The sequence below is a fragment of the Pirellulales bacterium genome, from assembly GCA_035656635.1.
GTDB lineage: Bacteria > Planctomycetota > Planctomycetia > Pirellulales > JADZDJ01 > DATJYL01.
In genome coordinates this window covers 1-25,931 of sequence record DASRSD010000004.1, presented here as the reverse complement: position 1 = coordinate 25,931, position 25,931 = coordinate 1, and the positions used below count along the sequence as shown (strand labels likewise).

At 57.7% G+C, this 25,931-nt stretch carries 11 protein-coding genes; 3 read left to right on the top strand and 8 right to left on the bottom strand.

Annotation, left to right across the window (positions count from 1 at the left end; genetic code table 11):
- Positions 1–3: 3 nt before the first annotated feature.
- Positions 4–1,788, top strand: coding sequence for a BBP7 family outer membrane beta-barrel protein (locus VFE46_00260; protein HZZ26406.1), 1,785 nt, complete (start codon positions 4–6; stop codon positions 1,786–1,788).
- A 45-nt stretch (positions 1,789–1,833) separates the two neighbouring features.
- Here the strand turns inward: VFE46_00260 and VFE46_00255 are convergent, their stop codons facing one another.
- The 5 genes from VFE46_00255 to VFE46_00235 all read right to left on the bottom strand — a co-directional run bounded on the left by VFE46_00255 (position 1,834) and on the right by VFE46_00235 (position 20,007).
- Positions 1,834–10,614 carry an Ig-like domain-containing protein gene (locus VFE46_00255; protein ID HZZ26405.1) on the bottom strand — a complete coding sequence of 2,927 codons (8,781 nt, stop codon included), beginning with the start codon at positions 10,612–10,614 and terminating at the stop codon, positions 1,834–1,836.
- A 381-nt stretch (positions 10,615–10,995) separates the two neighbouring features.
- Positions 10,996–12,609: a hypothetical protein gene (locus tag VFE46_00250; GenBank protein ID HZZ26404.1), complete on the bottom strand. Its 1,614-nt coding sequence runs from the start codon at positions 12,607–12,609 to the stop codon at positions 10,996–10,998.
- Positions 12,610–12,902: 293 nt separating this feature from the next.
- The gene (locus VFE46_00245; GenBank protein HZZ26403.1) at positions 12,903–14,789 is read right to left on the bottom strand and encodes a S8 family serine peptidase; all 1,887 of its coding nucleotides are present in this window, start codon (positions 14,787–14,789) and stop codon (positions 12,903–12,905) included.
- Positions 14,790–15,018: 229 nt separating this feature from the next.
- Positions 15,019–17,415, bottom strand: a complete 2,397-nt coding sequence (locus VFE46_00240) for a hypothetical protein (protein ID HZZ26402.1) — start codon at positions 17,413–17,415, stop codon at positions 15,019–15,021.
- A 219-nt stretch (positions 17,416–17,634) separates the two neighbouring features.
- Entirely contained in the window at positions 17,635–20,007 is a 2,373-nt protein-coding gene (locus VFE46_00235) for an endonuclease (protein ID HZZ26401.1), read from the bottom strand.
- Between the two features lie 342 nt (positions 20,008–20,349).
- Between VFE46_00235 and VFE46_00230 the strand changes: the two genes are divergently transcribed.
- Complete coding sequence (locus VFE46_00230) at positions 20,350–21,411, top strand: DUF4432 family protein (GenBank protein HZZ26400.1); 1,062 nt, start codon at positions 20,350–20,352, stop codon at positions 21,409–21,411.
- 93 nt (positions 21,412–21,504) lie between these two features.
- Here the strand turns inward: VFE46_00230 and VFE46_00225 are convergent, their stop codons facing one another.
- From VFE46_00225 to VFE46_00215, 3 genes are all read right to left on the bottom strand, one after another.
- Positions 21,505–22,722, bottom strand: coding sequence for a DUF1559 domain-containing protein (locus tag VFE46_00225; GenBank protein ID HZZ26399.1), 1,218 nt, complete (start codon positions 22,720–22,722; stop codon positions 21,505–21,507).
- Between the two features lie 390 nt (positions 22,723–23,112).
- Positions 23,113–24,327: a DUF1559 domain-containing protein gene (locus tag VFE46_00220; protein ID HZZ26398.1), complete on the bottom strand. Its 1,215-nt coding sequence runs from the start codon at positions 24,325–24,327 to the stop codon at positions 23,113–23,115.
- 568 nt (positions 24,328–24,895) lie between these two features.
- Positions 24,896–25,156 (bottom strand): hypothetical protein, encoded by a 261-nt coding sequence (locus VFE46_00215; protein HZZ26397.1) that lies wholly within the window; start codon positions 25,154–25,156, stop codon positions 24,896–24,898.
- A gap of 119 nt (positions 25,157–25,275) precedes the next feature.
- Here VFE46_00215 and VFE46_00210 point away from each other — a divergent pair.
- Positions 25,276–25,931: calcium-binding protein (locus VFE46_00210; GenBank protein ID HZZ26396.1), on the top strand; the 656-nt coding region annotated here is incomplete at its 3' end.

Sequence of the window (25,931 nt, the reverse complement as noted above, 5' to 3'; positions counted from 1 at the left end):
TCCATGTGGTTTCGTCGGCCAAAATTTGAAATTGATCAGTGTGCTGAAATCAGCCGCTGGGCACTGACGGCTGCCGCAATGCTCGCGGCATCGATCACCGCGCTGCCAAACTCGTGGGCCCAAACGCAATCGAATCCTGTTGGCCCGGCATACCAGCAACTGCCAAACTTCAATCCCAACGGCAACTCGAATTTCGCCGGCAATGCAAACGCCACCACAAATTCCAGCAGCACGCCAAGTACGACAACCCAAAACCGACTGCCAGCCTACCAACAAGTGCCAGGCAGCGCGTCCGGAATGCCGCCGCACCAACAGCAACCGCAGCGTGCGGCTTATCCTGCACAATACTACGCACCCCCGGCTCAAGCAGCCAACCGCGCTGGGCCATACTACAACGCGCCGCCCAATAACCGCTCAACCATCAACAATGGCATTAACCGAGCCAGCTACACGCCGAATTATCGCGTGGCCGCCGCCGAGCAAGTAAACGCCGCGCCGGCTGTCTCTGCGCAATCGATGCCTGCGCCGGGTGCGCGTGTGGAATCGATGCCGGTCCCACACGAAAATGGAAACTTTTATCCGGGCGGTTCGGGCGAGTATTCAAACAGCGGCCTACCGGTGCCGGAAGGATATGGTTCGCCGGCAGATTGGCCCAGCCCAGGTTGCAACGATTGTGATTCCGGTTGTTGCGGCGATTATTGCTGCGGGCAGAATCACGGTTGCAGCTTCGATTTTAGTGGCGGGTATTTGCTGTGGTGGGCCAAAGGAGATCACACGCCGCCGCTGGTCACGACCAGTCCGCCGGGAACAGATCGCACCGCCGCCGGCGTGCTCGGCCAAGATGGCACCAGCATTTTGTTTGGCAACACCAGCTTCAACAACGAAGCGCGGTCGGGTTTCTACGGCACGGCAGATTACTGGCTTTCGTGCGATCGCTGCGTGGGAATTGAAGCTTCGTATTTGTGGCTAAACCAGCATACCGAGGGTTTTCACGCCTCCAGCGATGGCGATCCAATTTTGGCCCGTCCGTTTTTCAATACCACCACGGGCGCGCAAGATTCCGGGCTAATTGCCTTTCCTAACATTCAAACGGGGTCGATCGACGTGACCGACGTTACCGGCTTACAAGGCGGTGAGTTGCTGATGCGCGCCAATTGGCTGCAAAATTGCCAACAGCGAATTGATTTTCTGGTTGGATACCGATTTTTGCAGCTTCGCGATTCACTTCGGGCGGTTGAAGCAGATACGTCGATCGATCCCAACGGCATTGTGCCGGTGGGAACCACACTCGATCTGCTCGATAATTTCGGAACTCTAAACACCTTCAACGGCGCCGATTTGGGAATTGCCGCGCAATGGCAGCACTGCCGCTACTCCTTGAACTTGCTTATGAAGTTGGGGTTGGGCAACACGCAATCGAAAGTGGCCATCAGCGGCTCGACAACCATCACCGAACCGACCCAAACCCCTGTGACCAATTCCGGCGGCTTCCTGGCGCTGGGCTCGAACATTGGACAGTTTGAGCGCAACAGCTTTACGATGGTGCCGGAAATTGGCGCGACGCTGGCCTACGATTTCTCCTGCCACTTGCGATTCACGGCCGGCTATACGTTGCTCTTCTGGAGCGGCGTGGCGCGGCCCGGCGATCAAATCGACACCAACCTGAACTCTGCGCTGTTTCCGGTTCCGACTCCGCCGACGACGATTTCCCCGCCGCCGGAGTTCCGCTTCATCACCGCAGATTACTGGGCGCAAGGCCTCAATTTGGGCGCCGAATATCGGTTTTAATTTCCGCCGCTGCGATTTTGCTATCGCGTAATTTAAGGGCGCAATTTAAGAAGCGAGCCAGTTGTCTTCTGTTTCCAGAGCACTATCAACGAGCGCCCCGCTTTGCTCGCTGGAGGTGCTGCCGCTACCGCCGGTTGACGACGGCGTCACCTGAGATTGCAGCGCTAACGATGGCAATGCCAAGTCCGAGCTCACCGCCGTGCTTGATGCCGGCTGGATGGTTAATGAGGTTGTGGCAACATTGCTGCTGTTGAGCGGATCGGAAACGACGAACGTAATGTTTCTTTCCACCGGGCTTGGCGTCGCGGAGGTGTCGTTATACTTCACTGTCCGCAGCACCGCTTGATAATCGGCTGCCGATGCGGCGCCCGAAAGCGTCAACGTGTTGGTAGCGCTATTGTAGCTGGCGGTAATATCAGGGTTGGAGCCCAAGACCGTCGGGTCGGCCGAAAGGGCTTCGTTGGCGCCGTCTTGCGGGTTCGTGATCGTCACCGTCAACAAATCTAAGCCTGCGCCATCGGAATGCGTGATCGTCGCCGCCGTGGTGTTGGCAATGGGCACCGCGCTGCCCCCGGCCGTGAACGAGGTCGAAAAGTTGGTTCCCGCACTGCCATTCAGGCTGATCGCCGGCGAAGTAAAAAATTGGTTGACAAGCGCGGAGGTAATGGGAGTGGAAGCCAGGAACAGCCGCTTGGAAACATCGCTGATAATTACGCCGCGTTCGCTGAAATTGTATTCCGTGCCATTTTGATCGGCCTGCACGTTGATGCCGGTGATTTTATCGGTGCCGGGAGTGCCCCCCAAGCTGCCGGCGGTTTCCACGCCATCAATAAACTGCGTGGGGGGCGTCTCCAAAATTTGGTAAGTGCCCTCGGCCAAATTGCTGAAGCCATAGGAGCCGTCGGCGCCGGAAAGCGTCGTGCCAACTGTTTGGAACGTGCCGTCAGTTTGCTGCATTTGCAGAGTCAACGTAATATCGCCAATTCCCACGCGGGGAGCGCCGGAAGACAAAATTCGCTGCCCATCGTTTGCCGCATCGAGATAGACGAAGCCAGCGAGTGAGGAGTTTGCCACCGTGATGGTTAAATTCGGTGTTTCAGAACTTGAACTGCTCCCCGGATTGCCGGCATTATCGGTAACCGTAGCGACCACAAAATACGTGCCCACCGGCAACGACGAACCCGGAGGAACCGTTGCCGTCCACGAGGTGGCGGTCGCCGTGCCGGTAATCGTCAACGGCGAGAAGCCAGAACCCGCCGCTCCCGTAATGACCACCGTAACGGAGTTTTGAATTCCGCTGCTGGGCGCAGGATCGCTAATCGTACCGGTCAACGTCGGCGTAGAATCGCCGGTGGTAAGTGGATTAACTGTCACGACAGGCGCTTGGGTGTCGACGGTCAGTCCGCCGGTCGCCGTGGTCTGGCCGGAATTGCCTGCTGCGTCTGTGGCAGTGGCCGTGATGTCGTACTTGCCGTCGGCCACCGTGGCCGGAGTCACAGACCAGGTGGTACCCGTTATCGTGGCGTGCAATGTTTGGCCGGCAACTAAGACCGTCACATCCGTGATGCCGCTGGACGGCGATGCATCGGTCACCGTGCCGGTGATCATCGGCGTGTTGTCGTTGGTGACAATCGGAGTGCCCGTAATTGTCACCGTTGGGTTTGCTGTATCGACGGTCAGGGCCGCAGCGGCGACAGCCTGCCCGTTGTTCCCGGCCTTATCGGTAGCGGTGGCCGTGATGTCGAAAGTGCCATTGGTCAGCGCGGCGGCAGTCACCGACCAGGTGTTGCCGGTGATGGTGGCCTGCAGCGTTTGGCCGCCCACGACGACCGTTACGCCGGCGATGCCGCTAGAGGGGGAAGCGTCATTCACCGTGCCGCTAATCGTTGGCGTGCCGTCGTTCGTGACAATCGGAGTGCCTGTAATTGTCACCGTCGGATTTACCGTATCGACGGTCAAGCCGGCCGTGGCGGTCGTTTGCCCGCTGTTGCCTGCGTTATCGACGGCGGTGGCCACAATATCATAAGTGCCGTCGACGATAGTGGTGAGCGTCGCTGACCAGGTGCTGCCCGTAATGGTAGCCTGCAGCGTTTGGCCGCCAACGACCACCGTTACGCTGGCGATGCCGCTGGAAGGTGAAGCGTCGGTCACCGTGCCCATAATCGTCGGCGTGTTGTCGTTCGTGATGATCGGCACGCCCGTTACCGTGACCGTGGGGTTGACCGTATCGATGATTAAGCCGCCGGTGACGGTCGCTGTGCCGCTGTTCCCGGCATCGTCGGTGGCAGTGGCCGTAACATCATAGGTTCCATCAGCCGGTTTGGGCACGAACGCGGTCCAGGTGCTGCCCACGACATGGGCACTTACCGTCTGGTTATTCACGGTGACGGTTACGCCGCTGATTCCGCTCGAGGGGGAAGCATCGGTCACTGTGCCTGTAATCGTGGCTGTGCTGAGGTTCGTAACAATGGGCGTACCGCTGATGGTGACCGCCGGATTGACTGTGTCGATTTGGACATCTTTCGGACCCAACGAATCGATTCCAGTACCCGGCGTCGACAGCGTGAGCGTGGCGTCGTTATGGGCCGAGTCTTGAATGGTTCCGCCATTGAGGGAAAGCGCGGCCGTGGAATTATAATCGAGGTCGCTGGTATTCTGTCCCGCAGTCACGGTGTAAACGAAAGTCAGCGTGCTGGTGCCGGTGCCGCTGGCGTAATTCACGATCGCGCCGTCATTCAGCGTTAACTGCGGCGTGCCGGTGACATTCACGTTTTCGCTGAATGTGACGGTAATAGTTACTTGTTTTCCCGCATTGAAAGCCGAATTGGTTGCGGCTGTAGTGGCGACCGCAGTGACCGTTGGCAGATTCGTATCGACGGTTAAACCATTGGCGATGACCGCGGTTGAGCCCGTGTTTTCGGCGTTATCGGCAATCGTGGCTTGCAAATCGTAAGTGCCGTCGCCCAGTGCGGTGAGGGTTGCACTCCACGTGGTCCCGGAAACAACGGCGGCAATGGTTTGCAACGGCGTTGAGCTTCCGTGATTAAAAACAAAGAGCGTCACGTTGGCGATGCCGCTGGAAGGCGACGCGTCATTCACGGTTCCCGTGATGATCGGCGTGTTGGTGTTGGACAAAATTGGCGTGCTGTCAATGGTGACTGTCGGATTGACCGTGTCGATATCAATGTCTTTGGGACCCAACAAATCAGTGCCGGTTCCGGGAGTGGCCAGTGCGAGATTGGCGTTGTTATGGGCCGCGTCTTGAACGGCTCCGCCGTTGGGGGAAAGCGCCGTCGTGGAACTGTAGTCGAGGTCGCTTGTATTCTGTCCGGCCGCCACGGTGTAGCTGAAGGTCAGCGTGCTGGTGCCGCTGCCGCTGGTGTAATTCGCTACGGCTCCATCATTTAGGGTCAGCTGCGGCGCGCCAGCGACGGTCACGTTTTCGCTGAATGTGACGGTAATAATCACTTGCTTTCCAGCATTGAAAGCCGAATTGGCCACGGCAGTGGTGGCGACCGACGTAATGGTCGGCGCGGTGGTATCGACCGTTAAAATGCTTTGGCCGGTAAAGGAATCGGTGTTGCCGGCGTTATCCGTGACGGTAGCAACAACTGTATAAGTACCGTCGGCCAGCGTGGTGGCGGTGGCCGACCAGACTCCGCTAATGCTGTGCGCATCGTCCCCGAAAGCAACCGTGCCATTGTTAACCGAGGCAGTAACCGATTCCAAAAAATTTCCAAGCGAATCGAAGATGGCTACCGCCACATCATGAATACTGCTGCTGGGAGCCGCGTCGGAGAAAGTTCCCACGATGATGGGAGTGCTGCTGTTGGTCAATAGCGGCGAATTAGTAATTGCGATTGCAGGATCCACGCTATCGATGGTTAATAAACCAACATCGCTTGTGCCCGTTTTATTGGCGCTATCGGTCGCCGAGGCCGTTACATGGTAAAACCCATCGGCTAGTGAGGTCGGCACCACCACACTCCACGCAGTGCCAGAAATGTTGGCCGTAAGTTGCTGGGTAAATCCGGCATTCGCCGTTCCCGCGCCTGTGATGGTTACTATGACGTTGGGAATGGTCACGCCGCTAACCGGCTCGATTACCGTACCGCTGAGGGTGGGCGTCGTGTCGTTGGTGACCACCGGCGAATCGACAGTCACCTCCGGCACTTTGGTGTCTACCGTCAATGCGGAATTTCCGTTGGTCGATGTGCCTGCATTGTTCGCGTTGTCAGTAACGGTGGCCGTGATGGTGTAAACGCCATCGGGCAAGGTGACGCCGGAAGGAAGTGACGCGGTCCATGATGTGGCCGTGGCTACTCCGGAAATATTCAGCGGCACGAAGCTGGTATCTGACACGCCGGTAATGATCACCGTCATCGCACTCTTGATGCCGCTTGAGGGAGACGGATCGTTGATGGTGCCCGTCAGAGCTGGCGTTGAAATGCCGCTGTTGAGCAGATCGACGCTTACTGTCGGAGCGACCGTATCGACCGTCAGCGAACCGGTGCTTTGCGAACTGTTGTTTCCGGCAGCGTCGGAGGCTGTGGCAGTTACGGTATACGTGCCGTCCGGCAGGCTCGTGGGCACATTCACCGACCACGTGCCGCCGGATACATTGGCCGTAGGTGTTTGGCCTCCCACCACCACGCTGACACTCAAATTGCCACTGGAAGGCGTCGGATCGCTGACCGTGCCGGTGAGTGTCGGCGTGTTGTCGTTGGTGACGACCGGCGAATCGACCGTTGCCGTGGGGTTGACAGTATCGATGTCCACATTCTTTGGACCCAATTGATCGACGCCGGTATCGGGGGCCGAAAGTGCCAAGTTCGCGCTGTTGCCGGCAGCGTCTTGAATGGCGCCCCCATTGAGCGCCAGCGCCGTGATGGAAGCGTAATCCAAATCGGCCGTGTTTTGGCCCGCTGCCACAGTGTACGTGAAAGTTAACGTGCTGGTGCCGCTGCCGCTGGCGTAATTCACCACCGCGCCGTCATTGAGCGTTAATTGGGGCGTGCCGGTCACATTTACCACTTCGCTAAACGTCACGCTGATGGTAACTAACTTGCCGGCATTGAACGCCGAGTTGGACGTGGCGGTGGTATCGACGGATGTTATTGTGGGCGGGGTGGTATCGATGTTCAGGCCGCCAGTGAAGACCTGCGTCGAACCGCTGTTGGTGGCGTTGTCGACAGCGGTTGCCTGCACACTGTAGGCACCATCGGCCAGCGATGGCGGCAAAGTGGCGCTCCACGTGTTCCCCGTCACAGTAGCGTTAAAGGTTTGCGTGCCGACCGTCACGGTCACAGCGCTAATTCCGCTGGAGGGAGCAGCATCGTTCACGGTGCCGGTGAGGGTGCGATTGCTGCCGCCCAACGAAATTTTATCGCCCGGGTTTACCAGTCCGTCCACCGTGACCGTCGGAGCAACGATGTCGACAATCAGAGTGCCGATGGCCTGGTTGCTCGAATTTCCTGCATCGTCCAGCGCCACAACCTGCACCGTGTAAGTGCCATCGGCCAATGCCGCAGTGGGGATGGCCGAATAATTCGGACCGTTGGAAGTTGGCGACAGCACGGCGGTTAATGTTTGGACCGTCACATTGGTGGAGTCGACAATGCTGACCGTTACCAGTCCATTTCCATCGGAGACGATTTGTCCGGGCGCTCGAAAGCCGCTGCTGGTTGTTCCCGGATCGCTCACCGTGCCGGTGATGGTGGGCGTGGAATGATTTGTAATTTGCGGCGTGACGACCGTAACCACCGGCGCTAGGGTGTCGATGACCAATAAAGCGGTCGTGGAAATTTGCGATGGAGACGAAGTGGCCGTCAGCATGTAATAGCCGTCGGCCAACGAGTTTCCCACGGGCACGTCGATCGACCAATTATTCCCCTGCACGTCGGCATTTAGCGTGAAATCGACATTGGTGTCGGTGATTCCGGAAATTTCCACCGACACTTGGCTGGCGCCTTGTTCGTTCACCGTGCCGACAATATGCGGGGTGTGAGAAGAACGATAAATCGTGGACGACGACATAGTATTCACCGCAATGTTGGCGGCAAATAATCCATCAGCAGTCGTTCCTAGCCCGGGCAGTGTTAACGTGGCCGGATTAGCCGACGAATCTTGAATCGTGCCGCCATTAAGCGCCAGCGCCGTGGCGGAGGCATAATCCAAATGCGCGGTGTTCTCTCCCGTGGCCACGGTGTAATTGAAGGTTAGCGTATTGGTGCCGCTGCCGCTGGCGTAATTCACCACCGCCCCGTCGTTGAGCGTCAACTGCGGCGTGCCAGTAACGCTGACCGCCGTGCTAAACGCCACGGTAATGGGAATGACCCGAGTTGCGCCATACAGACCGGCCGGCGCCGACGTTGAAACTTGAGTGACAATTGGACCCACGGTGGCCGCAATCACGATATTTTTTGTCGCCAAGCCGTCCGTGCCGGTGGCCGGAAGCGTGAGCACGGCGTTGTTCGTCGCCGTATCGGTAATGCTGCCGCCGTTGAGGCCCAAAGCGGAAGTCGAAAGGTAATCCAAATCGGCAGTGCTCTGGCCGGCGGCTACAAGGTAAGTAAACGTCAATGTGCTGCCGCCGCTGCCGCTGGTGTAACTGGCAACTGCTCCACTGCCGGCATTCAATGTTAATTGCGGAACACCGGTGACGGTCACTGGCTCGTTAAATGTCACGGTAATTGGAATCGAATCGCCCGCTGGATGCGTTGAAGCAGCTAAGGTGGTCGTCGAGACGCTGGAAACGGTCGGGCTACTCGTGTCGATCACGATACCGACCTGCGCTAAACCATCCGTGCCGGTCGCCGGAAGCGTGAGTGTGGCATTATTCGACGAGGCATCTTTGATCGTGCCGCCGTTCAAGCTTAACGCCGAGGTGGAGTTGTAATCCAAATCGGAAGTGTTCTGGCCGGCTGCTACCGTGTAGTTAAAGGTTAACGTGCTGCCGCCGCTGCCGCTGCTGTAATTCACCACTGCTGCGTCATTCAGCGTCAACTGCGGCGTGCCGGTCACATTCACCGGTTCAGAGAAAGTAATGGTGACGGGAATGCTTGCGCCCACGCCATACTTCCCAGCCACAGCCGTTGTCGATACGCTGGTAATTGCCGGGCTGGTCGTATTGATAACCAGGTGAGTTTGCGCCAGGCCGTCGGTATTGGTTGCAGGAAGCGTGAGCACGGCATTGTTTGCCACGGCATCTTTGATGGAGCCGCTGTTGAGGCTTAAGGCCGATGTGGAAGTGTAATCCAAATCCGCAGTGCTTTGGCCGGCGGCCACAAGGTAAGTAAACGTCAATGTGCTGCCGCCGCTGCCGCTGGTGTAACTGGCCACCGCGCCGCCGCCGGCATTCAGCGCCAATTGCGGCGTGCCAGTCACCAAGACCGGTTCGCTGAACGTTACCGTCACGGGAATACTCGCGCCAACGCCGTAGGTTCCGGCAAGGGCAGTTGTTGATACGCTGGAAATCGAAGGGTTGGTCGTGTCAACAAGAATGCCGTCCAGAGCTAAACCATCCGTCCCGGTCGCCGGAAGTGAGAGGATAGCGCTATTCGCCGCGGAGTCTTTGATCGTGCCTCCGTTGAGGCTCAAGGCGGAGATCGAAGCGTAATCCAAGTCGGTCGTGTTCTGACCCGCGGCGACGGTGTAGTTAAACGTCAACGTGCTGCCACCGCTGCCGCTGGAATAATTGACCACTGCGCCATCGTTCAACGTTAATTGCGGCGTGCCGGTAACGGTGACCGGCTCGTTAAACTTCACCGTGATGGGAATAATTGCCGCCACGCCATAGCTTCCCGCCGCGGCAGTGGTGGCCACGCTGGAAACCGTGGGGCCGGCGGTATCGATTACCAGGTTATCTTGCGCCAAACCGTCCGAGCCGGTCGCCGGCAACGTGAGAATGGCGTTATTCGTCGACGCATCCTTGATGCTGCCGCCGTTCAGGCTCAAGGCCGAAGTGGAGTTGTAATCCAAATCGGAAGCGTTCTGGCCTGCCGCGACCGTGTAGTTAAACGTTAACGTGCTAGTGCCGCTGCCGCTGCTGTAATTCACTACCGCTGTGTCATTCAGCGTTAATTGCGGCGTGCCGGTCACGGTGACCGGGGTTGTGAACGTCACGGTGATGGGAATCGACGCTCCCACGCTATACGTTCCGCTGGCTTTGGTGGAGGAAACCGCCGTCACTTGCGGTCCGGCAGGATTCACGGTAATGCTTCCGCCGGCAAAGCTAATATCGCTTAAGGGCACCGCTACTCCGGCGGAGCCCAGGCCAAACATCGTAAATTGCTTGGTCTGAACAGAAGACAACGTGGGCGTTAGCGTTAGCCCTCCGGAACCGCTGGCATGAATGGGCACGACAAACAACAAATCGCTGGCGGCCGGCTGCGCTGGCGGAACGTCCGTGGTGCTGTCGCCGCCCACATCGGTCAGCGAGCCGGCAGCCGCGGTTCCCGAAGCATTCCCACCGTTAAAATCAGCCCCATGCGTAATCGCCCCGTTCACCGAAATCAAACTGGAATTGAAGCTCAGATCGAGCCAACCCTCTTCCACGCCGGCCGGACTGCTGCGGACATCTTGGACAAAAGCTTTGAGCAAGTAATCCTGCCCCGCCGTCAGCGAGGAAACTTGCTGTGTGCCGCCGCTATTGAAATACTGAAACTGAACGGCAACCGTGGTCAGTAACGCGCGCGATTCCAAATACTCAAACCACGGTCGATGCCAGGCCTTTCGCCGGCGCTGGCCCTGCCGAACTCGTGGGCGGCTGCGGTTCCTCCTGGAAGGCACAAAATACGTTCTGCCCAAGCGGCGCGAAATAGCCATACGCTGGTCCCCGTATTGACTCAGATTGCTGTCTGGTGAAATGGTCTAAGGTGTAACTTCAAGCAGCGCGGGCATTGCCGGCGTCAAGCTTCGTAAAGCTGGAATGACCCATTGGCTGGCCGGATCAAATGCCTCGCAGGTCCGTGGCGCTGGTCGCTAGCGGATATCTTCGTTTTCACTCTTCAAGTGCGCTGGAAGTGAAAACTTGGACAGGCCTGTGGATTAAAACAGGCTGGTCTCGATTTTAACTCACATCCAGCTTAATTGGGAGCAATTTGTTTGAAAAGCAGCCGGCAATAAGAACAGGGCCATACCGCCGCCTTCCGCCTTAGCGGAACGGTTGAAGATTAACCCCAATTGCTCATTAAACGACCGGAATGGCTATGGTCCAATCGCAATCGAGCTGGTGACAAAATCGCCCTGAATCATCAAAGGCACGCCGGCCTGGTTCGACAAAAAGTCGACCCCGCCGATGCCAATAATGCTGGAAATTCCCGTCAACTCGTTCGGCAACACCATGGTTCCAGCCAGGGTCAAGTTATTCGAGCCGTTGCCGAAAATGATGCTGAACGTCTGCTGAATGGTGTCGCTGGTCAGCGTCACGTTGTTGCCCCCCGCGCTGCCTAGCGCGGTCCCAAATATCAACCCGGCCATCGTGGAGTTCGAAATCGTGACGAAATTAACTCCCGGCGTGGGCGTTAAGCCGGCGCCGACGAAATTCACCACTCCGCCCAGCGTCGTGCCAGTCATCGTAAAGTTATTTAGCCCAGCATTTTCACCCAAGACGGTCAATGCATCTCCTAGGGTCGCAAACCCGGGGACCGGATTTGTGCCAAGGCGAGTGCCAATTGTACCACCGGTAATGGTCGTCAAACTCCCGGCGCTGGCTCCCGTAGCAGCACCATCATTGACGAACACTCCCCAGGGAATGTTGGAAGCGCCGCTGATGGTCACTGCCGCAAAGCCGGCCGCGGCGCCTGGTGCGGTATTGTTGTTAATTACTAGCGCCCCGCCCGCAGCTGCGGTATTTGTCAACTGTGCGCCAATGGTACTGCTGGTCACCGATACGGAGGTTGTCCCGCCCAAATCAGTCACTGTCACTCCACCGTAAACCGTTGAGCCAATGAATTTGACGATGTCCTGTGTCGGGGGAATGGTCAGCGGGTGCGCTTGGCCAGTAACTATGACACTGCCATAAATTGTCGCATTGCCCGTGAATACGGTCGAGCTTCCTCTGGTTGTGGCTCCCGCCGTTCCGTTTAATATCTCAAGCACTGGCGGCAAAGCCGGAGCAGGCACCGGTGGGGGAAGGGGGGTGGGAAACAGCGCGGCGCCAATCGATACGCTCCCTGTCGTCATGAAAATATTATTGGCGTTGGGATTTGTCACCAGCAAGCCGCCATCCAAGGCCGTTTTCGAGGCGGTGCCATCGATCGTCGTCATGGTATTGCCGCCGACGCCACCCGTGTTGTTAACGGTGGTCAAGCCGAGAACGTGAGTGCTTAAAACCGACAATACTTGCGTCGCACCAGTTGGCGCCATGTTTGTCGTCAGCGTGTCAAGCAAAACGTTGTTAATGGTATTCGTCTCGGTGCCCGCTGCGTTAAGAATGTTAATGGTCGGCACCTCCCAAAGTGGGCTAGGAGGCGCGGCCGGCGGATTATCGCCAAATTCAAACGATTTGGTTGCGCCTGCGCCGAGACGAACAACAATGCCCCCCGTTGCTCCTGTTTCTGTGAGCGTCGCAGTGCTCGGCGTTCCGCCATCGGTGAGGAGAGTTCCTCCGACGCTGGCGACAAAAAAAGTGCCCGGCGTGCTGCCATAATTCACCTGCACCTGGTTGTTGGCCGTGTCGCCGATCAATACCAACTGGCCGGCGCCATTGACCGCTACCGTCACAATTCCATCCAACACCCGGCGCGGTTCCAGCGATTCAAATCGCAATCTGCGCAAGTTACTATCATTGAATTTTTTTCTTCGGTGTTTGCTGATCATGATGTTGATTCTCCCAGAGCTTGTGTACCATCGAACTTGTGGATGAGAGTCTTAGGCAAACGACCAGCGCGGCTCCGTCAACAGCCGCCAGCGCGTCACCGAGAACAGCTCGTACTTGCCTCTTCCACTGCGCAGAATTGCACCGCCAGACCAAATGTGTCGCTGATTATAATGGGGGGGACGCCGAATGCAAGCAAATTTCGCGATTTTTTGAAATCTCAGTTGCAGCCTCCTCCCTTAGTAGGGCAACCGACGGGCAGGCGAAATCTACGTCTTTGCAAGAGACATCCGCTTCAAACACGCCGACGGTATTTCCCTCGCTGGGCCAAGCAGGCGACGAAGCAGCCGAAAGCCAACAGCAGCGAGCTCGGTTCCGGCACGGGAGAGAATTCGTCCCACGCCAGACCGTAAGTTTCGTCTTGAGGCGTGCCAAAAATCTGATCCAGATACAACACCCGGAGGCCGTACTGGCCGTCGGCAGGCAAGTCGAAGTGCAATTCCTCCGAGGTGTTATAGGCGCTTTCCGAAGAAGCCAGCAAATTGGTGAACGTGCTGTTCCAAATTTGCAAATCCAGGTTGGCCTGGCCGTCGTCGGTTCCCACCTCGTTCACGTCGTCTACGCTCCGGTCGCGGAACCAGGTCAGCGTGACATCTAAATACGTGCCGCCTTGCAGCGGATTGGTAATAGCGTAATCGTTATGGTTGCCCAGCGTCAGGGCACCCAAATCCCAACCCACTTTAGCCACATTGCCGCCGCCGGTGCCGGGCACGTCGTGCGTGCCATTGGGATCGATGTACTGCAAAAAGGCACGCGATAAGTTGATTTGCCCCGCCCCTTGCGCCCAATCGAGCGATTGCGTGGTAATTACGCGGCCCAATTGCGGATCAAAATGCTGGCCGTTGTCCCAGCCGGGCAATTTATCGGCCGAGTTCATCAGCACCGCTTTCATCACCCGCGCATCTTGCGAAGTGGAAGGGAACGAATTGACGATGATTCCGTTGTACGTGTATCCGCCAGCAATCTGGATGGCCAGGCTGTTCATCAGGGCCACGCCGCCACTGACAATGGGCGCGGCGAAGCTGGTGCCGGCCAGCGGATAGTTGTACAAATTGTTCGCCAGATTGGGCGGATCGGGATTGGGAAGCGTCGGCCCGTTGCCCCCGCTTTGTCCGCCGTAATAAGCCGCAAAAATTGAGGTGCCCGGCGCGACAATATCCACCGCCGCCCGCACCCCGGGAATGGTTCCGTGCACCGGGTCGGCATAATCTTCCGGGCCGCGACCGCTGAAATCGGCCACTTGGGTGAAATCGGAAAGCGTTAAATTATTTTGCGTTGCGCCGACCGAAATTGTGTTGTAGCCCGAGGCCGGCCCGGTCACGCTGTTGGCGGGCGTAGGCGGATTGGGAAAATTGCCGGCCGCCACCACGATGGTAGTGTTCGGAAATTTGCGGGCAACCGCGTCAATCAGCTTGGTGATGTCGTCGGTTCCCGTCGGATCTTCAAATCCCCAACTGCTGTTGATGACATTGGCCGTGCCACTAAATCCTACCGATAGCCCCGGCAGGCTTAGGATGGGGGATTGCGCACTAATCGCCGGATTCACCGCCGTATTGGTGTTGGTGAATCGGTTGTACGTGGTGTAGATGGCCGCTTGCGAAGTTTCGAAGCTGGTGGAATAGCTGGGAATGCTGTTGTCCGGATTCGGCGCGGGAGCATCCCACTGCGTGGCAATGGCGCCCGAGGCCAGAAATGTGGCCGGGGCCATGCCAAATTCGCTGATGAAGTTATTTCCCTGCGAAACCCACTCGTTGTAATTCAGCCCCCCCAGCACCGAGCCCACCCACGTGGCATGCCGATCCACTTCACCCAGCGCGCCCTGCCCGGTGTATTCGTACGTGGAAAGGCTCAGGTCTTCATGCCCGTTGGGACCACCCCAAATGGCGCCGGCTTCGATGTTTGCACTGATGGTATATTCGCCAAAAATGCCGGCCATGTAGAAGGCCTGGGCCCCGACAATGTCGTTGACAAAGCCGGGCGTGTTGACGCCATCGAACGTAGCGACGGCATTTTTCGACGGCTGATTGGTTCCGCCCAAATCGTAGATTTCAGCCTGCGCCAATTTCCAATGGCCTGCGCAAAGCGCCCCCAGCGCGCAGGCGAACCGCACGGTTATTTTCATGAGCTGCCGAGTCGAGTTGCTTAATGCTGTGAGGGTGCCTAACGCCTGCGCTCAATCTCTGTTCACAGCCAGCAAACCATGCGCCCATGCATGATGAGTGTTTATCTTACTTAGAATTGCAGAGGGTGCAACCGATCGCCCCAAGAACGGCCCGCGAGCGTGATTTTTCCAACAAAAACGCCCAGGAGCGAAAAACTCCTGGGCGGAAATTAGCTCGTCGGAAATTCTTTTATCGCGGAACAGCCGGCGTCGGAGTGCCGGCCGGCGGAATCGTGTTGGAACCGGCAGGGGCGGTGGGCCGTGCGGCAACGCGCTCGGTCGGTGTTTGGCCGTCGCCGTAGAACAAGGTGGTCTCTTCGGAGGCCAGCTTGGCGCCCATCGATGGGCAATTCACTTCGGCACGGAACACATGGTTGCCCGGCTGATCGGCACGGGCGGTAATTTTCAGCACAACTTCCGATCCCGCGGAAATTGAGGCAATGGGCTGGAACACCACTTGGCCCGACGAAAGTTCGTGCTGCCCGCCTTGCGCCTTGATGGGCTCGATGCCGCTGGAGAAGAAGCCGGCCACGTCGACGTTTTCGGCGGCCTTGCTCCCGCGGTTGCGGATATGCACTTCGTACACCATTTCTTCGCCCACGGCCAACGGACCCGGCGGATCGTTCACTTCCAATTTTAGATCGGCCAAAGCTTCCACGTTGGTGGCCGTGGCGGCGTTGTCATACAAATCGTTGGAGGCGGTGCTCAGCACTTGCATCCGGTTGACGCCAGGGTTCGACAGCAAGCAGGAGAATTGCAATTCCTGCTCGGCGCCGGCGCGCAGGCTGGGCAAGTTCCAAGCCACCTTGTTTTCCGCTTCGATAAACTGCCCGCCCGGGCTCGACAAGTATTTGGCTCCCGGCGGCAAGACGGCCGCCACCATAATGTTTTCGCTGGTGGCGTTGCCGGGGTTAGACACCACGACATTGTAATTCGCAGGCGTGCCGGCGAATTTAACTTCCGGTCCGTTGACAGCGGCTTTTAAGCTGGCGCGGCGAACAAGCACATCCTCCGCCACCTCGGCCCGCAAATTTCCATCGGCAATGGCCGTAGCTTTGACCGACAGCTTGCCCGCCTGCCGCGCGGAAAGTTCCACTTCAACTGGCTTGCTTTCGCCGGCGCGAATTAAACCGATTTCCTGGCGCGTGGGCGCACCGGGGCCGCCATCGACAGGCGCCAATAGCAGCTCCACGTTTTCCGCGTCGCCGGTACCCGGATTGCTCAACGTCAGTTTGTAGAGCTTGGTTTGCCCGTACAGAATTTCGGACGGACCATCCAGCACCATCGCAATTTTGGGCTCCTTCACCTCGACCACGGCCTGTGAGGCGGCGGGAGCGCAGGCCCATTGCACGGCCAGGTCGAAGGCCCGGCTTTCGCGCGGCACCAGGCGAATAATCAATTGTTCCTTGCTGTGCGGCTCTAACCGCGGCAAACGCCAAATTAAGGGCTCGCCGCGATGTTCCGAAGCCGCCAAAGTTTCGCCCGTGGTCGTCTTCGTTCCCAAAATTTCCGACCATTCCGGCGTTTTGACCGAAACCGTCACGCTTTGAGCAATCATTTCACCCGCATTGCTGATGGCCACGCAATAGGTTGCTTCCTTGCCGACCGAAATGCTTTTGGGGCCAATCGTCTCCACGGCCAGAATGGGATTTTGTTGAGAGAACAGCACGTTCTCTTGCGGCATGCTCAGCGGGCGATTCGGCGCGGTAACCCGCGAGGCAATTTCCGGAGCACTGGCCATATCGCTCGGGTTGGTTACGTTGGCCGAATTTGCGCCGAGCGACGGCACGCGTCGTCCTATGATTGTCGGCTCGCTAACAACCGGCCCGGCCGGCGTTACTGCCACCGAGACCAGCGCTTCGCTGCCCTTCGGCGTGGAAACTTCTCCACGGGAAAACTCGTCGATGCTGGTCGATGGCGCAACGGTATGGATATCGGGCAAGTTTGGCGCCGTGGCATTCTCTACAATTCCAGCCGTTTTGGCATGCGGGATGACGTTTGCAGGAGCACCCACGACCGGCGCGGCACTTGGCAATGACGCTTGAGAATACTTAGGAATTTCGACCACCGGCGGATGCATGTCGGCTGCCGGAGCAGCGCCGGGCGCCGGCGATTTGCGGACCGCCGTCAATCGCTGCTGCAGCGATCTGAGCGGGCCGGAGGTGGTGACGTCGTTGGAATCGTTTACGGGATGGTTTTTGGCCGGCCCAGAATTTTGGTTGGCCGACGCATTGGGGAAAATCGATTGCACGCCGGAACGTCCCAGGGGCTGCCTGCCGTCATTCCCCGTGGCGTTGGAATCGGTCTGTCCATTGCTGGTCGCTGGGTTAAATGGCGGCGCGTTATTACTACTGGAAACCGGTGGGGAACCGAAATTGATGTCTTGTGTTTTGCGCGCCACGCTGAAGGGATCGGTGGCCTGGGCAGGCACGACCGATGCGTCGCGGTTGTCGGCGCTGCTCGTTTCCCACGTTGCGTAGCGAGTCGCAGTGGCTTCTGTGGCTTGATTAACCTGCCCGTGAACCACGGTCGTAATGAGCAGGCCCGCAGCCGCCAACAATCCAAGACCAATGAGTGCAGAGCGCATGGCTTTCCATCCTCAAACGAAGTCCGAGTTGAAACTGTCGTAGCGGATTATCGGATGGGCAGAGAGTTCCGGTGGAGTAAATTCTTCCGATTTTCTTGAGTTTTCCATGTAGACAAACTAGGAAATCGCTAGCGAGCAAAATGCGAATGCAGATTTCACTCGGGCGTAGAAGGACCAAAGTGCTAGCCGTGTGGGCCGCCAACAACTGCTAGCGAGTATTCAAGCCACTCGCCGCCGGGCACGGACGCCGAGCATGCACAGGCTGCCCAGAACCAGCAGCCCTAGCGAAGCAGGCTCGGGAACGCTTGCAGTGCTGCCATGGCCGGAAAGCAGCAAGTTTAAGAAGGCCTGCAGGTCCGCGTTGTTGAAAGCGCCGTCGCTGTTCAAATCGCCCAAGTCCAGCATGTCTTGCGGCGTCAAATTATTTTGCGATTCGTAATCACTCAAATCGGTCAAAGCCGACAGCAGAGAGGCAATGTCCGAAGAGTCAACGTGCTGATCAAAATTAAAATCGCCAGCGGTAAGTTTAACGATGCCCGTCAGGGTCAAAGTAAGCGGGGCCGCCTGTGCCGTGGCGCCGGGCAACAGCGCGTTGTCGGAAAGTCCCAAGGAATAACTCGCTGAAAAATTTCCCGTGATGTCCGTATTCAGGTCCGCAAAGTAAGCCGAGCTGCTGCCGGCGGCCAGATTTTGAAATGACGCCAGCGTGGTCGTCAACTCGCTGGTGTCTCCGTTGCCGAGAATGCTGTTCAAATCCAAGCCGGCAGTGAAGCCAACCGTGGTGATCAAATTGAAAAGACTGAATGCCGCTTGATGCATTCCGGTCCCTTTGGCAAACACGCCCAAGTCAATCGTAATCGAATCCGTGTCTTGGGTGCCGCTAAAACTTGCGTTGGCGTGGTCCAACACCGTTGCCGAATAGCCAACACTAATGGCGGAATACGCGCCTTCTCCGGCCAAGCCCGCGCCACCGTTCTCGGCAGTGCTCACCGCCAGCGACAAGGAACCCGTTTTATTGCCGACAGAACTGAGCGTTCCCCCCAGGCTCCGGCTCGATGTGGAAGCTGCGGAGTTGAACAGCGCAGTCGAGCCCGTAATTTGCATCCCGTTGCTGTCGGCCGTGGAGGAGCCGGCCACATTCACCCGCGTGAAGGAGTTGTCATCGCCCGTCGTGGTCAGGTTGAAGTTGTTATTCACCGTCGCTCCCACCACCACGCTGCCGAAGTTGACGTTCGACGCACTCGGCGTAACCACACGCTGGTTCAGCACGGCCCCGGACACGTTAATGGTATCGTTGCCATCGGCCGAGCCATGCCCGCCACCGGAAGTCGTCAGATCGGTATTATGAAGCGTCACCACGCCGTTTTTCAGGCCGCCAGTGCTGGTCGATGCGTTCAAGCCAACGGTAATGGTGCGGCTTTGCGTGCCGAAATCAATTCCTTGCCCAGCGCCGGCAAACAGATTATTTGGGCCGCTGCCGCCAATCGCAGCACTGCCGGCCGTCGTCAAATCAAACGTAGTCGGGTCGTTGCCGGTTTTATTGAAGTTGACATTGCTCGTTCCAAACGTGCCGTTGACCATAATCCGCCCCAAGTCAACGGCGGCACTGGAGGAGCCATCGGCGCCTACCACGCCGGTTCCCAAACTAAGTTGCGAGTTGTTGATGATGTTGCCGCTGCCGTCCTTATCGGTGCCGAACACCGCCCACACGTATTCCGGATGATCGATGTACGGATTGCGGTTGCCTTGGTAGTACTTCGGGTTCAGCGCGTGATCGGTCAAATCGCCGGAGCTGCCGTAAATGTATTGATTCCGGCGCCGCTCGAAATTATCGACGCCGTATTCGTAGTTCCAATGCAAAAACGAATTCAAATCTCCCATGTTGAAAGTTGTGGGCGCGCCGTTAACCAATTCCAGGTTCTGAATATCCGTGCCGCGAAGAGGATTGCTCGGGTTGAAATACCGGGTTGCCATGTAAAACATGGTCCGCGCCACTTCACCGGCGTCCGCAGTGCTGGGATACCAAAAGCCGCTGTTGGCTCCATACGAGCCGGCATAAGGATACAACCCGTAACCGTCGTCATTCCTCGATGAGTTCACGTTCGGATTCGAGGGGCGCAATTCAAACGAATCGGAGGCGGGGCCAATATAGGTGTTAGATACCTGCGCGCTGGTTACGCCGAGCCAATGCTTCGGCCATTCATGCTCGCGATTCCACGTCGCGCCGGCATCCCAAGTGCCCGGAATGGACGCGTTGTTGTAAATTAGAATGATGTTGTTCGGGTTGTTCGGATCTTGGTCGATCGAAGTTTTCTTCGTCACGCCGTCGGAATCCACGGTGGCCATGTTCCAGCGGCTATCGCCATAGGAGCGCCCGACGAAGCCCGTGCTGATGATAGTGTGTAGATTCGACCGGAGCGTAAGGCCGGTTCCCAGGGCCGGGTTGTAATAATTGGTCGGCGGATTATACAACGGGTTCGGAGCTTCATACGCAGCCTGCAACAGGCAAGCACAAGTCAGCCAGCCGACCACAAAAACAATCCCCAGCAAGCCCCGCCGCATTCGGGCAGCGCGTGAACGTACCTCTTCCATCGATTTTCTATCCTGCGGTAAACGGGCAAAGCAATTTCCGCGCTGCAATCTCAAGCGATGCTAACCATCACGGAAGAAACTCTGTTCCTGGTGCAAACGAGCGACAAAGATGCATCATACCACAACCGCTTGCTTCTGGCGATTTGTTTTTCGAGCCGTCCGTCTTCCATTTTTTGCGATTCCCCCTTTCGAGGGTAACCCATTCCAAAGCGCTCCCTGCCAACGGGGTAGCTGGCAATCTGCACCGCGCGAAATATAAAATTTGCATTTGGTTTTGATGAACATCCTATTTGCTTGGCGGCTTTGCTTATGGCTGAAAATAAATCTCGCACCCCGCACTCGATGTCGACGACCGATTTTCAAACCGCGCCCATTATCAACCCGGCCCAACTGGGCGGCATCGAAACTTCGGTTCTCGATAATGGCCCCGGCCGCGGCGTGCGCATTGCCTGGGTGAATACCGGCGGCGGGTTGCGCTACAAAGTGGTGATCGATCGCGGCCTGGATATTGCCGATGCCGAGTTTTTCGGCCAATCGCTCACGTGGCATTCGCTCACCGGCGTCACTGCTCCCACCGCCGCCTATGACCAGCGCGACGATTGGTTGTGGAGCTTTTACGGCGGCCTGCTAGTCAGTTGCGGGCCGCTGAACACCGGCGCGCCCTTCGAGGAAAACGGCAAGCCCTTCGGCCTGCACGGCACGCATTCCAATTCGGCCGCCATTGTGGAATCGATGGTCAATCCCGATCCGCTGCGTGGTCAATTCGAAATGAGCATTACCGCCCTGGTGCGCACAGCCCGGGTGTTTGGACCAAACGTGGAATTACGGCGCACCATTTCCAGCCGCCTGGGCGAAACGGCGATTCACATTGCCGATGAGTTCACCAACCGCGATTATCGCCCGGTTCCGCTGGCGTGGCTGTTGCACATCAACTTCGGCTATCCGCTGTTGGAGCCGCAATCCAGCGTTTACTGTTACCGGGGAGCGGTTACCGGTGTGGAAGGCGCAGAGCGGTTTGCCGCCGGCGTCGATTTCAAAACCGCTCCGCCTCCGATGGATTTGCGCCGCGGCGGCTGCCAGTTTTGCGCCTACGTGGATGCGCCGGCAGATGCTCAGGGAAAAGTTCTCTCCGGCCTGGTGAATCGCGCCCGGGGCTTCGGCGTGAAAATCGAACACGCCCGGCAAGATTATCAGCGGCTGGCCAATTGGCAACACTGGGGACCGCACGGCCAATACATGGGCGCACTGGAGCCCACCAATGCGGGCGTGGAAGGGCGGCCAAAAGACGAACAGCGCGGTTGGCTGCAACGTTTGGAGCCAGGCGAATCTCGCACGCTCCGCTGCACCATTACGGCCATGAACGATCCAGGGGAATTACAAAGCCTGCTCAACTTGAACGATTGAAGAGCAGGAGCGCGGGGCTGTCGCTACATTCTCGTTAAATCAAGCGATGCGACGACGACTGGCCCAATTTGCTATTTGCGTTGCGCTGGTCGGCTACGGCAGTTGGACCGATTCACCGCCGGCAATGGTGGCCATGGCGGCCAGAATGCGAATATCCATGGTGTTAACAAATACTTTAACCGAGCCATCGCACATGGCGAAGTTAATCGCCCCGTTGCCGCCATGAATGCCAGCAAAAGTGCGCTCGCAGGGTTGCGGGAAACCAGGATCTGTACCCGTTGCGCACTTATTGTAATCCGGGTCGAGTTCAACGTTGATTGATGCGGCGCTGCAGGTTAACGGATTCGCCCGGCAGGGATCGGTTGGGCTGGTGGAGGTAGTCGGCAGCGTAACACTGCCCAAGTTCATTCCAAAGACACTGCTGGCCCAGGCGGCGGACCGCGTGACTGGTGGCGTGCCGGCGGGCTGAGTAACAGTTGTGAACTCGCCTATTAATAAGGTTTTGGAAGTGCCATCCGTAATCAGGCTAATTTTTATTGGGTATTTGCTGAGTTGTCCCATGGTGCAACCCGGTGCAGTGCCATAGGACGGCTTTTGTCCTGCTGGCGGCGGCGTGACCACGACAACGGGCAACGGGCCCCGATCAACAAGCCGCATGGTTTCGCCCCCTTTGCCGGCCTGAAAACTGTCCCAATATGCCTCGGCGTTGCCGCCAGCGCCGACTTTCAAGAAATACCCGCGGCCGGCGACGCCTTTGTAGGAACTCGTCATGATGGTGTGGCCGTTTTCATCTGCGACCTGACCGGTTGCAAAAGCGGGAGGATTGGGATCGCTCGGGCAGCTTTGCACATTAATCATCGTTTTGCGCACTGAGTCGTTCGCCCCGTCCAAATTCGGAAGGTCGAAACGATAGCGCTGATACAAGCCGGTTTCTTCCATAAATGGCAAGATTTCCAGCGCCCAATTCGTATACCAGTTGTGAAAGCTGTCCGCGTTGGTAGAGGAGCCACAAGTGCCGGTGGCCGTGGTCGTGCCGTACACTTTTCCCGGCGGCAGCGTTCTTTTCGCGGTTGCGTAATTCAGACAGGCCAACCCCATGTTCTTCAAATTATCGGTGCATTGTGTCCGCCGGGCGGCTTCGCGCGCCGCTTGCACAGCCGGCAGCAAGAGCGCAATTAAAATGCCGATGATGGCGATGACCACGAGGAGTTCCACCAGCGTGAAGCCGGCCGTGATCGGTAGTCGGCGGTCCGTGGCGCGAGGAAGCCAAGAAGCGCGAGAAAAAGTGCGGCAGCGCGAAGATCCAGACATAAATAATTCTCCCCGTGAGTTCAGCTCCCTGCCGCGCCACTCACTCGAAAATCGATTTAGATAAGATTAGAACTATCAACCAACCTCGCCAGTGGAACCCGCTGGCAACCGAGCTTCCCCACCGTATTGGAATCGTCAAGGTGCAGGCTTGCCAACTGGGTCTGATTCCCCACTGTGCCCGATTTATCTCAGCCCACCGCGCACCACAACCGCGACGTTGCAACGCACTCTGAGACCCGAAACAACACCCCCCACCCCAGGGTTTTGGCTTCTGGAGCAATTGTAACCGAAAACCAGCCAAAAATGCAAGCAAACTGCGGCGGAGCTGAGCGGGTGATGGGGTGAGCATTCCCCATTCCCCACTCCGCATTCCGAATTCCCCATTCCGGATTACGGCAGTGTCTGGTTCGCTTCGCCGCCGGCGATGGTGGCCAAATTGGAAATTAGAACAATATCGGCCAATTGGCTAACGGATTTGACCGAGCCGTCACAAAAGACAAAGTTCATCACGCCGCCGCTTAAGCCGCCATGCACGCCGGTGAAAGCGCGGTTGCAGGGCTGATCGGTCCGGGCGCTAACCCCCAAAGTTGAATAAGCAGCGGTGACATCTATTACGCACTTGTCGTAATCAGGATCGAACTGCACCGACATGGGGTTCATATTCTTGCCGGTCCGGTAGCTGGAGACCAAGGTAATCGAGCCCAGGTTCAAGCCGTAATAACTAGCGCCCCAAAACGCGGAGCGCCAAACGATAACTCCGCCGACTGGGGCAGGTTGCGTTACCGTGGTGTATTCGCCGATCAGCAGCGTTTTGGAAGTGCCGTCGGTAATTTGCGATATTTTGACTGCGCTACGCAGAAAACTGTAATTCGGATTGAGCGGGCTGGCCGTGGTTGATTGCACCACCACCGGGAGCGGACCTTTATCGGCCAGCGTCAGCTCATTGCCGCCGATGATCAACTGGCCGCTGTCCCAAAAGTCGTTATTATTGCCGCCGCCGTTGTCGCCGATGCCGCGGCCCGCCACGCCACGGTAGGAGCCCTTGGCATACTGGTGCGTTTGATCAGGCTGCGGCGTGCCGATGGCCGGTGGATTGGGATCGCTGGGACAATCGTACACTTTCACGTCGGTTTGGACGACTTTGTTGTTGAACGTGGTGTCATTGTTTTGCAAATCGAAGTGATACATGCGGTAGAGGGGCGTTTCTTCGATGAACGGCAGAATTTCGATCGCCCAATTGGAGTAAAAGTTAATGCCCGTGGTGTTGTTGGTTTGAATGATCGTTTTTCCCGGCGGAAAAGTTCGCTTGGCGGTGGCATACGTTTGGCAGGCAATGCCCATTTGCTTGAGGTTGTCGGAGCATTGCAACCGGCGGGCGGATTCGCGCGCAGCCTGCACCGCCGGCAACAACAAGGCAATTAAAATGCCGATGATGGCAATGACCACCAGCAGTTCTACCAGGGTGAAAGCCGAAGGGCGTGCGATGAGCAACCCGCGACGAGAACCAGCAACCGGCGACCGAGCTTCGGCGAGATCAGCCGAGCCGTAAGCGGTGATTAGTTTCTGACCATCGAGATCGGTGCGAGGGCTGGACGGCGCAAACATGAGCAAAGTCTCCATGGAGCATGCCCCTGCGACATGCCGATGTGATGGCGTGACCCAATTAGGCCAGCTGAGCGCACCAGAAGCGCTCTTCGCCGCTAAACGGCTGCCCTGAAGCTCCAATTCCCCGCCAAAAGTATTGGAGCGGCAACACGCAGACTTAGCCGGCGGAATCCCCCCACCTGGTCTTCCGACTCAGGTGATTGTAAACGAAATCGTGGGAGCAATGCAAGCAAAAAATGGGCGGCGGCGGGTTGTTGTCCGAAAGGCTGACATGCCGCACAGGAACCTAGGGCGGTTCATACGATTCCGCCCGGCAATGGTGGCGAAGGAGGCCAGGATGCGCATGACCATCGTAAAGCCCCTCTGCGCTACTCACCACACCCGCTACGTGGGTTCAATTAGCGGCGCGTGAAATTTTTCTTTTTTTCGCCGTCATTGATTGACAAGCCGCTTGCGCGCGTTACGATGCCGCAATCACCAATCGCAATTCCATTGGAGGGGTGGGCCGGCGCTGGGTGAAATTGGACTGGCAGCCAATTTTCTAGAGGCATTTCTTTCGGCAGAGTCTTTAACAGCTACCTCGGAGGTGGATCATGCGTTTACCACTGCGCGCTTGGAAATCGACCTGGAGTGCCCTGGGGTTCCAACCGCAAATGCGATCGGCCAAGCCCAAGGGGTGCGCCGAGCGTGGCCGTATCACCGCCATCGAGCCACTGCAAGATCGGGCCATGCTGTCGGTCAGCACCTCTTGGAACGGCACCACCGCCACGCTCACCATCAGCGGCGACGATAGCGGCGACACCATCACCGTGGGCGTCTCATCTGGCAACGTTCAAGTCATGTCCGGAGCCACCGATATCAGCCCTTCGAGCCTGCCGGCCAGCTCCGTCAAATTCATTAACATCACCACCGGCACAAGGCGACGACACCATCGATTGCTCCGCCGTCGTGCGCAGCGATTACGCCTGGATGGAAGGCACCACCATTGTCAGCGGCGCGGGCGACGACACCGTCTACGGCAGCCTGGCTGCGCCTATAAATCCGCTCACGGGCTCCGCCTACTTGCCGGGCGACGTCAACCTGAATGGGAGCCGAGATGCCGCCGACATCGTGACCATGGAAAGCGCACTGGTGAGTCTGTCCGCCTACGAGTCGGCCAATTCACTGTCTGCCGCCGATGCGCTGTACGTGCTGGATCTCAACCGCGATGGCGTGATCAGTAACACCGATTTGGCGGCCCTGCTCAATTCGCTCCTCAACACCGGCACGTTTCCCTTCGACAACGAAATCATCGGCGGCGATGGGAACGACATTATTTATGGCGGCAACGGAGCCAATTACCTGGACGGAGGCGCAGGCAACGACCACCTTTACGGCGGCGATAGTATCGACATCATCTTAGGCGACGCTGGAAATGATTACATCGACGCCGGAGCGGGGGACGATGCGGTCTACGGCGGCGATGGGAACGACACCATCTACGGCGGCGACGGGAACGACATGCTGTTCGGCAGCGATGGAAGCGAATCCGGGACCGACAGCGACATCCTCTACGGCGGCGCTGGCGACGACCTGCTCGTGGGCGCCGGCGGCGATGACCAGCT